At 42.6% G+C, this 15780-nt stretch carries 13 protein-coding genes; 9 read left to right on the top strand and 4 right to left on the bottom strand.

Annotation, left to right across the window (positions count from 1 at the left end):
• Nucleotides 1-74 precede the first annotated feature (74 nt).
• From AC623_RS00645 to AC623_RS00665, 5 genes are all read left to right on the top strand, one after another.
• A complete protein-coding gene (locus AC623_RS00645; RefSeq protein ID WP_082174290.1) occupies nt 75-1031 on the top strand; it encodes a DMT family transporter in 957 nt (318 codons plus the stop codon).
• Nucleotides 1003-2469, top strand: a complete 1467-nt coding sequence (locus tag AC623_RS00650; RefSeq protein ID WP_049659489.1) for a helix-turn-helix transcriptional regulator — start codon at nt 1003-1005, stop codon at nt 2467-2469. The genes AC623_RS00645 and AC623_RS00650 overlap by 29 nt, the downstream gene beginning before the upstream one ends.
• Nucleotides 2470-2808: 339 nt before the next feature.
• Complete coding sequence (hutU, locus tag AC623_RS00655; RefSeq protein ID WP_049659492.1) at nt 2809-4485, top strand: urocanate hydratase; 1677 nt, start codon at nt 2809-2811, stop codon at nt 4483-4485.
• On the top strand, nt 4482-5786 hold the full coding sequence (hutI, locus tag AC623_RS00660; RefSeq protein ID WP_049659495.1) for an imidazolonepropionase: 1305 nt from the start codon (nt 4482-4484) through the stop codon (nt 5784-5786). The genes hutU and hutI overlap by 4 nt, the downstream gene beginning before the upstream one ends.
• 269 nt (nt 5787-6055) lie before the next feature.
• Entirely contained in the window at nt 6056-8338 is a 2283-nt protein-coding gene (locus AC623_RS00665; protein ID WP_049659497.1) for an S-layer homology domain-containing protein, read from the top strand.
• 39 nt (nt 8339-8377) lie between these two features.
• Here AC623_RS00665 and AC623_RS00670 read toward each other — a convergent pair whose 3' ends face one another.
• From AC623_RS00670 to AC623_RS00685, 4 genes are all read right to left on the bottom strand, one after another.
• Nucleotides 8378-9544, bottom strand: a complete 1167-nt coding sequence (locus AC623_RS00670) for an MFS transporter (RefSeq protein WP_049659499.1) — start codon at nt 9542-9544, stop codon at nt 8378-8380.
• A gap of 51 nt (nt 9545-9595) precedes the next feature.
• Nucleotides 9596-10213 (bottom strand): LysE/ArgO family amino acid transporter, encoded by a 618-nt coding sequence (locus AC623_RS00675; RefSeq protein ID WP_049659501.1) that lies wholly within the window; start codon nt 10211-10213, stop codon nt 9596-9598.
• Between the two features lie 32 nt (nt 10214-10245).
• Complete coding sequence (locus AC623_RS00680) at nt 10246-11022, bottom strand: TatD family hydrolase (protein WP_049659503.1); 777 nt, start codon at nt 11020-11022, stop codon at nt 10246-10248.
• 330 nt (nt 11023-11352) lie between these two features.
• Complete coding sequence (locus AC623_RS00685) at nt 11353-11793, bottom strand: YtoQ family protein (RefSeq protein ID WP_049659505.1); 441 nt, start codon at nt 11791-11793, stop codon at nt 11353-11355.
• 542 nt (nt 11794-12335) lie between these two features.
• Here AC623_RS00685 and AC623_RS00690 point away from each other — a divergent pair.
• The 4 genes from AC623_RS00690 (at nt 12336) to hutH (ending at nt 15667) form a co-directional block, all read left to right on the top strand.
• Nucleotides 12336-12686, top strand: coding sequence for an ASCH domain-containing protein (locus tag AC623_RS00690; RefSeq protein ID WP_049659507.1), 351 nt, complete (start codon nt 12336-12338; stop codon nt 12684-12686).
• A gap of 16 nt (nt 12687-12702) precedes the next feature.
• Nucleotides 12703-13137 (top strand): hypothetical protein, encoded by a 435-nt coding sequence (locus AC623_RS00695; RefSeq protein ID WP_197090999.1) that lies wholly within the window; start codon nt 12703-12705, stop codon nt 13135-13137.
• Nucleotides 13138-13356: 219 nt separating this feature from the next.
• The gene (gene hutP, locus AC623_RS00700) at nt 13357-13794 is read left to right on the top strand and encodes a hut operon transcriptional regulator HutP (protein ID WP_049659511.1); all 438 of its coding nucleotides are present in this window, start codon (nt 13357-13359) and stop codon (nt 13792-13794) included.
• Nucleotides 13795-14143: 349 nt separating this feature from the next.
• Nucleotides 14144-15667 (top strand): histidine ammonia-lyase, encoded by a 1524-nt coding sequence (gene hutH / locus AC623_RS00705; RefSeq protein ID WP_049659512.1) that lies wholly within the window; start codon nt 14144-14146, stop codon nt 15665-15667.
• The last annotated feature ends 113 nt before the right edge of the window (nt 15668-15780 follow it).

Consider the following 15780-nt stretch of genomic DNA (forward strand, 5'->3'; position numbering starts at 1 on the left):
TGTTATACAAGGTTGTGGATCTTGTTTTTATGTGATATTTTGTTCGATGTACACATTAATTGGAGGTGGAAGCTATGAATAAGAAGGCTTTTTGGATGGCAGCTTTCACCATCATCGTATGGGGGTCGTCATTTGCTGCTATTCGTGCAAGTTTACACGGCGGTTACTCGGCAGGCCATTTAGTTCTTTTGCGTTTTCTGATTGCGTCAGGCATTTTTGTGATTTATGCTCTGTGGCCCGGCACTCAATTCCGGTTGCCGAAAAAAGAGGACCTCATTAGAATTTGTGCTCTTGGCTGGATCGGCATTAGCGTTTATCAGTTATGCGTAACATTCGGAGAAAAGACGGTTTCAGCGGGTACAGCCAGCATGTTGATTGCGGCAGCTCCCGCGTTTACTGCAGTCATAGCCGTTATAGTATTAAAAGAGAAACTAGGACTATTCGGTTGGATTGGATTGTTTGTTGGTTTCATCGGTATTTTTCTCATTACATTGGGAGCAGCAGGGTCCACATTTGACATTTCGGCAGGAGCCTTTTTAATATTAGTCGCATCCATTGCGACATCTGTTTTTTTTGTTTTTCAAAAACCACTTTTGTACAGCTACCAACCTATTGAGCTGACAGCTTATTTTACTTGGGTCGGCACTCTGCCTTTCTTCATTTTCTTCCCTGGCCTCTTTCAAGAAATTCAGGGAGCGACAACAGAAGCGACTATGGCAGCGATATATGTTGGGATTTTCCCAGCCGCCCTTGCCTATGTAACATGGGCCGTCGCTCTTTCGTTAGGTGAGGCAAGCGCGGTTACGAGTATGATGTATATTGAGCCGGTGTTTGCTATTCTCGTTGCTTGGGTGTGGCTTAAGGAATTGCCGAGCACGTTGTCTGTCATTGGAGGCATCGTGGCTATTTCAAGTGTAGTAATTGTAAATGCTTTAGGAAGAAGGCGCCGCGAAACGCTGCTCAATGAGTCAGGAAATGGTAAAAGCGGAAAAGGGATAAAATATGGATATTCACTTAGTAGCAAAAGATAAACTAGAGGCACAGGGAATCCGGTGGGTGATTGAGTCTCATCTAACTGGAGTCAAGCTTATTACATGGAATACTATTGAGGAATTTGAACAGATGATGGAGAGTCAGCGAGTTGCGTTCGTTATTTTGAACATGGACGGATGGTCGGATGAAAAAACAAAGCTCGGTGAAGCATTAAAGCAAAAAAATGTTCGCTGGTTAGGTATTTCCTCTGAAAGAATCTTTCAGACAGCTTATCGAGCCTTGCGTTACCGGGCGGAGGACGTCCTGTTTCGCCCATTTTCTCCATTGGACCTAATTAAACATATTCAGCAGCTGCGTTATCAATTGCGAAATGAGCCCCCCTATTTGAATGACGATGCGAAAAATGAATATGCGGATATGGTTGACTATCTTGACCTTTTCTTAACAGAGCGCCAGTCTGGCGGTCCGATTACGATGGCCGCTTTTTTAATCCCTCAGCCGCTCATGCTGCCATTAGTCTATGAACAGCTTCTCCAGCATGCTTTTAGTGGAAGGTATCGGATTTTTGCCTTATCTGATTTTATTTTATGTGTACAAGAAACAAAAGATGCTGAGGTTTGTAAAGAGGAGTATCAAGCTTTTTTAGCTAAATGGAAAGAGCAGATGGATGAGCCATTGGCTATCGTCATTCAGACAGCTTCTTCTGAAGAGTCGTTCAAAAGTATTTATCAGAAAACACGGGAGTTGACTCGACAAGTTTTCTTTCAAGGATATGATATTATTTTGGCGGAAAACGGATCAGCACATTCTCAGGAAATGGACCCATTTCTAACCCCTTTAGAACAGCGACAATGGATTGAAATGCTTGAAAAGAGAGAAACAAAAGCGATTCGTCATTGGATGGAAAGCGCCTTTTTAACCTTCCAGCCGCCTTATCCTGATCCGGAGATCGTCCGTATCCGCTTGACGAGCATTTTGGCACAAGTGCGCCGTCATATGAAGTCACATGAACTTCAAAGCGCTCAGCTAGAAGCGGCCTATCATGAGGTATTTCAGGAAATTATCCATCAGCCGGTGATGTATCAAATTATTGAAGAGCTGCTCTCATTTGTTGAAAAATTGCTTTACGAGGATCGTGGACAATTAGAAGGGGGAGCGCGTTCTCTTGTGGAAAAGACGAGAGAACTAATCGAAGCGAATTATTGGGATTGTAATTGGAATCTAGCTGCTTGTGCAGATGCGCTTCGTATAAATAAAAGCACGCTCAGTCGTCGCTTTGCTGCTGAGTCTGGCCAAACCTTTCGCGATACGTTGCATCAGGTGCGATTAAGAGAAGCTAAGCGACTTTTAAAGGAAACGGATTTGTCATTGGAAGAAGTAGCTCGCTTAGCAGGTTATAGTCACCAATCCTATTTTAACGCCAAGTTCAAGTTATATGAGTCAGTCACTCCATCAGCTTACCGTTCCGGCTATTGAGAAAATTCGTGTTCTCTGTTGCTCGTTCATTTTTATCCTTAGCGATTCAGTCCATACTGAATCGCTTTTATTTTTGGAAAAAGCGCTTTTCTAAAAGACTATTATTTGTTCATTATCTTTTGGAAGTAAACTGTTGATAAAGAAGCTAATTAGAGCGGAAATCAACCACTATCTGTTTTTGCTAACTAGCAAAAAATAAATTCAAGTTGAAATAAAATATAATAATAGAGAATATAATAAATTATTTGCAAACAAAACATAAAATAATCATTAAATTATAAATAATAAACAGAATTTTCAATATAAAATAAAAGTAACAAATAAAGGAGGATGGAAAAAATGAATGTGGTGTCAAAGGAGAAAGTCAAACGTTATCGAGGAACAGAGCTAAACACAAAGGGCTGGCAGCAGGAGGCGGCACTGCGTATGTTAATGAATAACCTAGACCCTGATGTCGCGGAACATCCAGATAAACTTGTCGTCTACGGAGGAATCGGGAAAGCAGCCCGTAACTGGGAAGCGTTCGATGCCATTGTGGAAACGTTAAAAAATCTTGAAGCGGACGAAACGCTGCTTATTCAATCGGGTAAGCCGGTTGTCGTCTTTAAAACACATACAGATGCTCCACGTGTGTTAATTGCCAATTCAAATATAGTTCCAGCTTATGCGAACTGGGAGACATTTCATGAGCTCGATCAAAAAGGATTGATGATGTATGGGCAAATGACAGCAGGAAGCTGGATTTATATTGGCTCTCAAGGGATTGTACAAGGAACATACGAAACATTTGCCGAGCTCGCAAAGCAGCATTTTAACGGTACGCTCAGAGGCACTATTACCCTGACAGCTGGTCTTGGCGGCATGGGGGGCGCTCAGCCGCTTGCTGTGACGATGAATGGCGGTGTTTGTATCGCCATCGATGTAGACGAAACGAGAATTGACCGCCGTATTGAAACTCGCTATACAGATGTGAAAACCAATTCATTAGATGAAGCCATTCGGCTGGCAGAAGAAGCAAAAAGAGAAGGAAAGGCGCTATCGATCGGTGTAATCGGAAATGCGGCAGAGCTGCTTCCAGAAATGATAGCGCGAAATTTCATTCCAGATGTGTTAACAGATCAAACATCCGCTCATGATCCGTTAAATGGCTATGTCCCATCAAATATGTCTTTAGAGGAAGCAGCGAAACTTCGAGAAGCCAATCCTGAAGAATACGTGAAGCGTTCGAAAGCATCGATGGCCGTTCATGTCAAAGCGATGCTTGACATGATGGAAAAAGGAGCCGTTACATTCGATTATGGCAATAATATCCGCCAAGTAGCTAAAGACGAAGGGGTAGAAAATGCTTTTGCTTTTCCTGGGTTTGTTCCGGCTTATATCCGTCCGCAATTCTGTGAAGGAAAAGGGCCTTTCCGTTGGGCCGCCTTATCAGGGGATCCGGAAGATATTTATAAAACAGACGAAGCCATTTTACGTGAATTCGCAGACAATGAGCATTTATGTAACTGGATTCGGATGGCACGGGAAAAAATTGAGTTCCAGGGGCTCCCTGCCCGCATTTGCTGGCTTGGCTACGGCGAGCGCGCCCGTTTCGGCAAAATTTTAAACGATATGGTAGCGAGCGGAGAGTTAAAAGCACCGATCGTTATTGGACGTGATCACTTGGATTCCGGATCAGTTGCTTCCCCTAACCGTGAAACAGAAGCCATGAAAGACGGATCAGATGTAGTATCCGACTGGCCGCTTCTTAATGCCATGGTCAATGCAGTTGGCGGGGCAACATGGGTCTCTCTTCATCATGGCGGTGGTGTAGGGATGGGATATTCCCAGCATTCGGGTGTCGTTATTGTTGCAGATGGCACAAAAGAGGCTGAAGCTCGCCTTCAGCGAGTTTTAACAACTGACCCAGGAATGGGTGTTGTTCGTCATGCTGATGCTGGTTATGAACTCGCAAAGAAAACAGCACGTGAAAAAGGAATCAAGATGCCAATGTTAGAAAGAGGAGATCAGTCATGACAAAGCCAATCTGGATTAAGCATGCAGCGCAGCTGGCAACGCTAGCTTCAGATGTGAAAGGGCCGCGTTCAAAAGAAGCGATGTCAGAGCTCGGTTTAATAGAGGATGGCAGTTTATGGATCGAGGATGGAGAGATCAAGTCGGTCGGAACAACAGAGGAACTAGCAAAGCGTTATAAGGACAGAGTAGATCAAGCGGAGGAGGTAGATGCTTCTGGCCACTTGGTTACGCCGGGGCTTGTTGATCCGCATACTCATGTTGTGTACGGGGGAAGCCGGGAGCGGGAATTTGAAATGCGTCTCGAAGGTGCAACGTATATGGATATTATGAATGCAGGCGGCGGCATTCATGCGACCGCCCGCATGACCCGGGAAGCGACAGAAGAAGAACTAATAGAGCAAACTACTCGCCGTTTAGATTCGTTTTTAGCTCATGGAGTGACCACGGTAGAAGGCAAGAGCGGCTACGGTATGAATATAGAAACAGAGCTAAAGCAATTAAGAGTAATAAAGACGTTACAGCAACAGCATGCGATTGATCTCGTCCCGACCTTTATGGGCGCACATGCTGTCCCTCCGGAATTCAAGGGGCGGGAAGATGAATTTGTCCATCTTTTAATTAACGAAATGCTGCCTGTCGTGGCAAGCGAAAAGCTGGCCGAATTCAATGATGTATTTTGTGAAAAAGGAGTTTTTACACCAGAGCAATCTGAAAGAATACTAGAAGCGGGAAAAGAGTATGGATTGGTTCCAAAAATACATGCAGATGAAATTGAGCCTTATGGTGGAGCGGAGCTGGCAGCCAAAGTGGGGGCCATTTCAGCGGAGCACTTATTAAAAGCATCGGATGAAGGCATAAAGGCGATGGCGAAGGCAGGGACGATTGCCTGTCTATTACCTGCAACCGCCTTGTATTTAAGGGAAGAAGCGGCAAAAGGGCGAAAAATGATTGATGCAGGGGTACCGGTAGCGATCTCTACTGACTGCAATCCTGGGTCATCGCCGACTACCTCCATGCCGCTCGTCATGAATCTAGCTTGTATTTCAATGCGACTGACACCAGCAGAAGCTCTAACAGCCGCTACGTATAACGCTGCCTGTGCTATTAATCGTCAACAACAAATCGGTTCGCTCGAAGTCGGAAAACAGGCCGATATCGTGCTATGGAACGTGAAGAACTATCAGGAATTGCAATACTTATTCGGCGTTAACCACGTTCATTCCGTCTGGAAAAAGGGCATTCAAGTGGTGAATCAAGAAGAAAAAGAGCTTGTTGCAAGCCTTCGTACGGTTACAAAATAAGAAGAATAGTTTCACGTGAAACATTTTGGATGAGATAAATACTGGTTGCGAGGAACCTTCCATGAAAGCCTAGCCTTCATGGAAGGTTTTTTTATGAACAGAATGGTTGGCAGGTGAATGATTCACGCCATCAGTAAAATACTGATTGAGATAAGATGCAACTTTAAGCATTTCTATTTTCGCTAGCTGTTAAAATGGGCGGGTACCAAATTTTTCTTATGATATAATCTTTCTGTATTATTTAACTAGAGTAATAGAAGGGAGTTATTATGCGAAAAGTTATAGGGAGTCTGGCTGTTTTGTTGTTTATATGTATTTTTACCATCCATGCTTCCGCCCAGTCCCTTACGGATATAGATAATCATTGGGCGAAGAAGGAGATTGAGGTGCTTAACACAAGGGGCGTTGTCAGCGGTTATGAAGATGGGAAGTTCCGCCCGTATTCCCAGGTGACAAGAGGCCAATTTGTCGCTTATTTAGCCCGTGCATTAGATTTACCAAAGGGTGATTCAGCCTTCCCGGATGTACCAGAGAGCAGCCGTCTCTACAATGAAATAGCAGCTGGTAAAAAAGCAGGCATTATTACCGGGAATAATAAAGGTCTAGCTCTTGCTGATGCACCTGTAACAAGAGCAGACGTTGCTGCTATGCTTGATCGGGCGATGCGGTTAAAGGGAGACTATAACGAAAGACAGCCGCTAAATTTTGTAGATGCATCAAAGATTGGGAAATATGCTTATCCCGCTGTGGAGCGGATGAGTTATTACGGCCTAATTAAAGGAACGGATCATAATAAGTTTGAGCCGCAAAAAATAGCAACCCGGGGAGAGGCCGCTGTATTTATATATCGAATGATGGACAAGTTGGGATTGCTGAATGGTGAAAAAAACCCAGGACAAGCACCTCAGCTTCCAGATAATCAGGAAGCAGTCATTCCAATTAATGATCAACAGTCTGTAAAAGTACGTATGAACACAAAAAGCGTAGCTCTTACGTATGACAAAAGTGTAGCCGTTAATCATATTTTATCAAAAGACATTCATTACTATTATCATTTGGGCCAACCGTCGAAGCCGCTCGGTTCACTTCGAGTCACATTACGTACGCTCGATAATGGCGATACATTTGTTTTCACAAAATTTATTCATAATGGCTCTGATACGTACTCTGCTTCTATCAGTCTGCCATTTGAGCAAGCAAATGAATACTCTTTGGTAAAATACTCCTCATTCGGAACAGTCAATCAATCACATCATTCTTTATTTGGTGTTGATAAGACGTCTCATCCAGTTGGTATCCTATCGGTAAAGAATGGATCAACGCTAAAAAATGACATCATGATTGGTAAGAATTATATTTCTGTTCAACGGCAAACGAATTATCCAAACGGACAGCAATCTGTTATTCGAGAATTATTAGAGGAAAAGGAAAGTTATGAAATAATCAATGGTACAGCAGGGCAAACAGTCACTGCCCAAATGAATATGGATGTGAGAGGAAAGGCCATTTCCGAATCGTGGATGCTGATTTCCGGAAAACCGCTGTTTGTCAATACGAATAATCGAGACGAATGGTTCCGGCGCACAATTGCTGACTATATTTCTATTAATAACTGGCTGACAGCAGATGGTGCTTATACAAAATTGCCTTGGTCAATCGAGCCGGCTCATAAAATGGGGTATGGACGCAATGTAGGCCGCCTGCAAGGAGGCGTTTACTTAACCGCTTATAACGAGCACAAAGAGCGTTACTTTTTTGATCTCGTTGTTAATTCACTTGCCGATCTTGATACGCTTTCCGGTGGAGCATTGACAGCTGGTAATAAACCAATCTTTGAAACGGAATATACAAGTTCGGGGTTGAAAGATAAGTATAACCTTACAGCTCCTTATATCGATACGCGCCACAATGAAAATGCGGCATTATTTTTAAAAAATACAGCAGAGTCATTAGATATTCCGCAGCTGAAAAGAGCGAATCTGCGTTATGCCGATTTTCTTGTTGAGCAAAAGAAGCTTGGAAATACACTCCCCATTACAGCATCAAGCTATCTAATCGCTGATTACTATAAGGCTGACGGTCCAAAAATAAAAACTCACGCCTCGCTTAATCACACGCTCGGTGAAATGAGATTTTTACTCGAAACCTATAAACAGACAAACAATACGGCTTATTTAACAACAGCCCGTCAATTAAAAGCTGGTGTTGAAAACTTAAACTGGGTTCGTCCGAATGGAGATCTCTGGTATCAATATAATGGAAATCATACCTTCGGCGGCAATGATTATGAAAACTTAACGCTGATGGACCTTTTATTGAGCCAAAATGTATTTGCAGAAGTAGCTATCCCGCGCAGTAAAGCTTTTGATGACATGATTCAAACGAAAACAAACTATCTTGTAAATAACAAAATTCATATTATTCCGGCGGTCATTCAGCTTCTTCGTGAGCAAGGCTTTGGGGAGCTAATTAACAAAGCTTATCCTGCCAGTACAAGAAAGGCAGATATTGAGGAACGACCGAAAGATACACTTGATTTATTAGCTGAATAAGCAAAGAGCTGTCTTCAAAGACAGCTCTTTTTTCATCTCCTAATAAGAAAACTTTCTCGCCCGACTTGTATACAAGCGATATAGCATGAAAGCAAGGAGGGATAGAATGATTCCTGAAATATACGGCAGCCCGATGGCAAGAGAAAAGAGCCAGCCGCCTAATGGTGGGCCCATAATTCTGCCGAGTGAGTCAAATGATGACAGCAAGCCAGTGGTACTTCCGTGGCCGCTCTTCGACATTTTCGTCAGTAAAGCAGAGACTCCAGGGCGAATCATGCCGTTGCCGATTCCAAAAATCGTTAGAAAAATAGCGGCTGTGGCAAAGCTATCTGTAAGCAGAATCAACCCAAAGCCAATGGCCGAGATGAGAATGCCTATTTGAATAACAAAGCCCTCGCCAAATCTTTTCGTTAATCTGCCCACTAATCCACCTTGAACAAAAGCACTAGCGAATCCCATGATCATAAAAATATAGCCTAAGTTTACACTTTCAAGACCTGCTTTTTTAGCACCGTAATAAGCAAAGGTCGCTTCTAAACCAGATAACGATACTGAAATAAATAATTGCAGAATAAATAAAATAGATATGGGTCCACGTAAAGACTGGCGGAGTGACTGCTTCTCTTTATATCCGTTACATCTGTTCTCAGCCGTCAGCGATTCTTTCAATAAAAAGAGAACGAGAAAAAACGTCAAGAGAGAAGAAAACCCAGCAATGTAAAAAGGCATACTTAAGCTCGCTTTTGAAAACACGCCGCCGATCGCTGGGCCAAAAATAAACCCCAATCCAGTAGCCGCTCCGATGACTCCCATTCCTTTTCCGCGTTCTTCCGGAGTCGTAATATCCGCCGCATATGCCATCACGGTAGGCATGTTAGCGGCGGATAAAATACCGCCAACGATCCTTGCCACAAACAGCATCCAAAGGGCAGAAGAAAAGCCCATTAGAAAAAAGGAAAGGGAAAGGCCTAAAATGCCGATCATAATAACAGGTTTGCGGCCGATACGGTCAGAGATCCGTCCCCACATAGGTGCAAACAAAAGCTGCATTAAAGAATAAACTGCCATCAGCAGCCCTAGCTGTGTAGGCGAAGCCCCAATGTTTTCGGCGTAAAACGGTAAAACAGGAATAATGATGCCAAAGCCAACCATGACGAGAAACATGACGACAAACAAAATAGGCAAAGCTTTTTTTGTTTCTAACATGATGTTCACTTCCATTTCTACATGTGATAAATACTGAAAATGGCTATTACGCTAAGCCATGTGATAAAGTTGGACGGCGATATAAAGAGCCACTCCCCAAATAATAAGAGCCGATACTTTATTGAGGAGCTTCAGAAATTTCCCCTCTGTATCTAAGCTGCCAACTGCTCTGCCTGCTGTGGCAAGACTAAAAAACCATATCCAAGAGACGATAATACAGGCAGCAGTAAAGGCGATTTTTTCTGCACCGGAATACCCCAAGGAGCTTGTACCAATGACTCCTACTGTATCAAGTATAGCGTGAGGGTTAAGTAAAGACACGGACATAGCAAAAAGGATCTGCTTTTTAGGCGACATGGCTGCTTTCTTTGCATCCAAGTTTGCAGGTTCACTCTTCCAGACAGACCACCCCATATACATTAAAAATAGCAGTCCAATTAAATAAAAAATTACTTGTAATGCCGGGATAGACAATACAATGACAGAGACACCTAAAACAGCTAGTAAAATGAGCAAGGTGTCACAAAGTGAAGCAGTAATAATAACGGGAATGGCTCCTCTAAATTTAGGCTGCGAAGCCCCTTGATTAAAAACAAAGACGTTTTGGGCACCAAGAGGCAAAATTAACCCGAAGGCTAAAGCAATCCCGTGGAGTAAGGCAGCTAACATGAACATTCTCCTTCGTTATTCAACCAAATAATCTAATTAAAATAAAATTGTTCTGTGTTTTTATACAATATATCATACACTTCCTCTGCTTCCATCTTTTTAATGACAGCGATCTCTGCTATGGTGCGGTGAATCATCTGAGGATGGGTTATAGCTTTTGAAAAGGGACCGGCAAATGGCCAAGGCCCATCTGTTTCAACCATCATTTGAGACAAAGGATACTGCTTAACGATGTCTTGAATTTCTCGTTCATATAAGATGTCGGGCGTGATGGAGATAAAATAACCGTTAGCCGCCATGCGCTTCCTGGTTTCTCGGCTTCCCTTGAACCAATGAAAATGCGCCTTCGTGATGGAATGCTTTTCTAATAAAGCACAGACAATGGGCGCATCTTCGTAAACAGCGTGAAGAATAATAGGTTTATTCAGTGCAGCTGCCTGTTGAATGAATTGTTCTAGAAGTTCAATATACGGTTCTATTGGAATAGCAGCGTCTTCTTTTCGTAAATAATAGGGCAAGCCTACTTCACCGACAGCAATCATTTCTGCCTGGTGCTTTTTCATAAATAGCAATAGCCCTGCTAACTCATTTTCTGTTAGAGGGGCTTGCTCCGGATGAAAACCAAAAGCTGCTTTAATCCTTTTGTCTTGCTGAGATAGTGCTAAGTTTGTTTTAGAAGAAGCAAGGTGCTGGGAGACCGAAATGAGCGCTTTAACACGATGTTTTTCCATGTCTTGCAAAATGATAGCTTGCTCTTCCATGGAATATAAGTCTAGATGGATATGAGAATCAATGATCCACTTATTCATTTGATTCCTCCACTCTATGTTTCATATGTAAAAGTATTCTTTACATGGATCTTCTACAGCCATTATGAATCATTTTTAATGTCTAGGGAATAGACATGTGCTAATAAAGTCTGCCTGATGCGGCAGACTTTTAGGCTGTCGGCAAATGCTCACTTTCCTTATTGTTATTGCTTGTCTTCATAAAGAGAGTGATCCTCTTTACAGGAGCTCAAAATCCAGAGCTAGGAGCCGCTGTCTTAACTTTTTTGGAAAAAAGAAAGAGCTGATTTCATCATAATATTAGTAAAGAAAAGCCTGTTCAGGAAGTTCCTGAACAGGCTTCATTCGCAGTTAATCAAATATGTAAGCAAGGGCCTTCATTGCCTGATCCACATTTTTAACGGTGACATTGGCTTTTCTAGATAGTTCTTTTAATGGGTGATGCAAGGATTCAGGGCGGATCAAAATAAGCGGTTTGCCGAAAGTAACAGCAGCGCTTGCATCCATTGCTGTATTCCATTGTTTGTATTTCTCTCCGAACAGGGCAATGACTAGATCTGCCTTTTTCATGAGTACTTCGGTACGCAAGTTATTAAGACTTGAGGCCGCTGCGTCACGGAAAATGGCATTTGGCTGCTTACCTAAAATTTCTTCACCGATATCATCAGAGCGGTCATGGTCTTCCATCGGACCGACAAAGTCAATTGGAAGTTTAAGGGCTACAGCTTTTTGCTTGATTTCTTCTCGCCAAGAGCTATGGATTTCTCCAGCCAAGTAAACAGTTAATCTCATCATGCATCCTCCTAACACATATTTCCTTCAGTATAGCATCCTTTTAACTTTTAATTAACTTAACTCACATTCAAAGAATCACGATCATGCAGTTTTAAGACGAAAGGGACATGGGGACAGAAAAATAACTTCTAAGAAGAATAGCTGTTTTAAATGGATTACGACTTTCTGCGTCTGCGGGTATTCTGATGAATCAGTGAAAGGTCTTCTATCTTTTTTTCTATCTTTGTCAATCTATTTCCTAGGGAAGTGAGGTGGCTATTCATGGAGGTGAGCGAGTCTAGGATTTCTTTTAAAGTGGGCTTCTGCATATGATCTCCTTCTTTCTTGGAGTAGGCCGCTGCTCCGGTATAGATTCAAAGAAATAGATGATCGTTAGACATTTGCTTTTTTTGTTTTTGCTTTTTTTGTTATAGATAATGTACTGATTCCCTGCCTAGGAACAATAAAACATTGGGAATAAAGAACGAAGCTGTTGTTTTGCGGGCATTTGGATATGAAGTATAATAAAGGAGAATCTTAAAAATAAAGGTGGTTTAACAATGACAAACGAGAATGAAAATCTAAATTTGCCTCCAAAAACATGTACAATTGAACGGTTAGTTACGGTTCCGGCAGATGTTGAAAAAGTACTAAATGGAAAAAAAACAGCCACACGTCGTAACGGCAGATATGCAGACATTGGCGAGATTATGACACTTGAAGGTCAAGAATTTGTTGTTGAACGTGTATATTCACAATCCCTTGGAGAGTTAACAGACGAGCAAGCAAAGCAGGAAGGGTACGAAAGCCTGGAAGAATATAAGGATTCTATTTTATCCATGCATCCTGGCATGCCTTGGGTGCCAAGCATGAAGGTATGGGTTCACGAGTTTAGTCCTGTGCAGAAGTAATTTGTAAAAAATGAATATTGCATACCAATTTCTTTTGTATACACATATTTTAAGCGCTGTCGCATCCATCGGTCCGTTTTTTGTCCTGCTCGCTTTAATTAAAAAAATGCGAGTAGCCGAGTCTGATGCACAGCAGGCCTATATACACGTATTTTCTTCTTCCGTGAGACTAGTTAAGCATGCAGGCCATGTGTTGGTGGCTTCGGGCATTCTGCTTATCCTAAATGGGCCGTGGCCATGGAAAACATCTTGGGTTGTGATGACAATCATTGTCATGTTCAGTTCTATCTTTTTTCTCGCGCGGGCCTTTTCCCCGACATTGAAGGGATTTAATGAGCCAGGGGCTAATAAGCAGGCACTTGTGGACAAACTGCATCGGTCTGTTTGGATTTATATCTTTTTGTTAATGCTTATGTTGTGGTTTATGACGATGAAGCCGAATTTATGGTAAGTTGTCTGCCTCTATCTTAGAACTTATTAAGATCAAGTGAAGCTGAACGCTTAAAGCGTTTGTCCTCACTTGATCTTTTTTTTGCTAAGTGCTCTTTACTCTGATAACGTGGTAATATACTAAAATTTTCCAAATTGTAATTGACTCTCATTTTAGGTTGAGTTTATAATAATAAGCAAGCAATCAATTATTTTTATTTTTAATGTAGGTGGTGGTTGGATGGCGCAAGCAATACAGATTGGGAAGATTGCCACCTTACTTGCTATGCTGGATGATGAAGAGAGCCGCATGTTTGAAGCGGCATTTAGTCAAGTGTCATTTTGCCAGGGAAAAGTAGGATCGATGAATACCCAAAAGGTCATTTCAGCTGTTGAAACAGCGGTGAAAAGACACCAATTAATTGAAGAAGATGTATATAGGGAAACTCATGCTTTATATCATGCGATTCTCGAAGCGTTAGAAGGGGTAACGAGAGGACGCCTCGCCATTGGTGAAATGATGAGAACCGTTGGCCTTCGCTTTGCTGTTGTACGGGGAAAGCCGTATAAGGAAGCGAACGAGGGTGAATGGATTGCGGTTGCTTTTTACGGCACAATCGGTGCCCCTGTAAAAGGGTTAGAACATGAGGCAATTGGCCTTGGGATTAATCATATTTGATTCGGCTGTTGGCAAACGCACGCTTTTTTCGGTGTTCACCTGTCTATAGTGTTCATGACTCTATAGTCACTTTGCTTCTCGCCAGGTTTTGCACCTTAAAAGACAAGCGTTTTCATTCAGTGAATCATAAAGCAGGCTCATTTATAACACAAGCCAAAAATGAAGGCAGCTGATGCGGGAAACTAGTTGCATCGACCTTCTTGTTGATGGCTGTACCTTTAAACCATCCAATTGAATACACTAAATCATGACCTATAGTAACGAGATGTTAGGAGGTGATGATGGCTTATTTTTATATGCCATCATCACCTCTTTTTATGTTTTTAAGCTAAAAAAGGGGGAATTACGAATGGTAGTTGAATTAACAGGAAATTCTTTAACAGTTGAGCAGTTAAAAAGAGTTTGTTTAGAGCAGGAAAAAATAAAAATTTCAGAGGAAAGCATGGACCGGGTACAGAAAAGCCGGTTAGCAGTAGACCAAATCGTGTCAGAAAAGAAGACGATTTATGGGATTACGACAGGCTTTGGGAAGTTTAGTGATGTCGTGATCAACGAAACAGACGTACAAGAGCTGCAGCTCAACTTAATCCGTTCTCATGCCTGCGGTGTTGGCCATCCTTTTCCGGAAGTGGTATCCCGCGCTATGATGGTGCTGCGTCTTAACGCTTTATTAAAAGGTTTTTCAGGTGTTCGTCCGGTGTTAGTTAATACGCTGGCAGAGCTTATTAATCAGTCTGTTCATCCTTATATCCCTCAACAAGGTTCTTTAGGAGCATCAGGTGATTTGGCACCGCTTTCCCATCTGGCTTTAGTCTTAATTGGTGAAGGCAAGGTGCATGGAGAACATGGTGAACCTGTTGACGCAGCTAGTGTGTTAAAAGATAAAGGCATCCAGCCGATTGTTTTGCAGGCAAAAGAAGGGTTGGCGCTTATTAACGGTACACAGGCTATGACGGCTATGGGGGCAATCAATTATATAGAGGCAGAGCAGCTCGCTTACGATAGTGAATGGATTGCTTCTTTAACGATGGAGGGGCTAGAAGGAATTATTGATGCTTTTCATCCGGCTATTCATGAAGCTCGAGGCTATCCACAGCAGCTCGCTGTTGCTAAACGGATGAGCGAATGGGTAGAGGGCAGTCAACTGATTACACGACAAGGGGAAAAGCGTGTACAGGACGCTTACTCGATTCGCTGTATCCCGCAGGTGCATGGTGCTTCGTGGCAGGCGCTCGATTATGTAAAAGAAAAGCTGGAAATCGAAATGAATGCAGCGACAGATAATCCGCTTATTTTTGAAGATGGGGCGCTTGTTATCTCAGGCGGTAACTTCCACGGTCAGCCGATTGCGCTAGCGATGGACTTTATGAAAATTGCGGTTGCGGAGCTCGCTAATATTTCCGAGCGCCGGATTGAAAGGCTCGTTAATCCGCAATTGAACGATCTTCCTCCCTTTTTAAGCCCACAGCCTGGTTTGCAATCTGGAGCTATGATTATGCAATACGCAGCGGCTTCACTTGTATCAGAAAACAAAACATTGGCCCACCCGGCAAGTGTTGATTCGATTCCTTCTTCTGCCAATCAGGAGGACCATGTGAGCATGGGAACAATCGCTGCTCGCCACGCCGGTATGATTATCCAGAATGTTCGCCGCGTGTTGGCTATCGAGTGCATTTGCGCTATGCAGGCGTTAGAATACAAAGGAATCGAAAAAGCTTCGCCGAAGCTGCGTAATAAGTGGGAACAGCTGCGCAGCATCGTACCAAGCATGACGAAAGACCGCGTATTTTCCGAAGATATTGAAAGGCTGAACCAAGCTTTACATCCAATCACTTGTGACCGGCTTAGAAAGAGAGTATCTGATCTTGCCTAATATTCAAGAAAGAGTGTCAGCTCGTTAATAAAGAGCTGACACTTTTTCTTTTGGCAGCGGTCATATGATATGATCGAAGTAATAAAAATTTGGACAACCTCCTAGCTCTTCTA

It is taken from the genome of Bacillus sp. FJAT-27231 (assembly GCF_001183975.1).
Taxonomy (GTDB): Bacteria; Bacillota; Bacilli; order Bacillales; family Domibacillaceae; genus Pseudobacillus; species Pseudobacillus wudalianchiensis.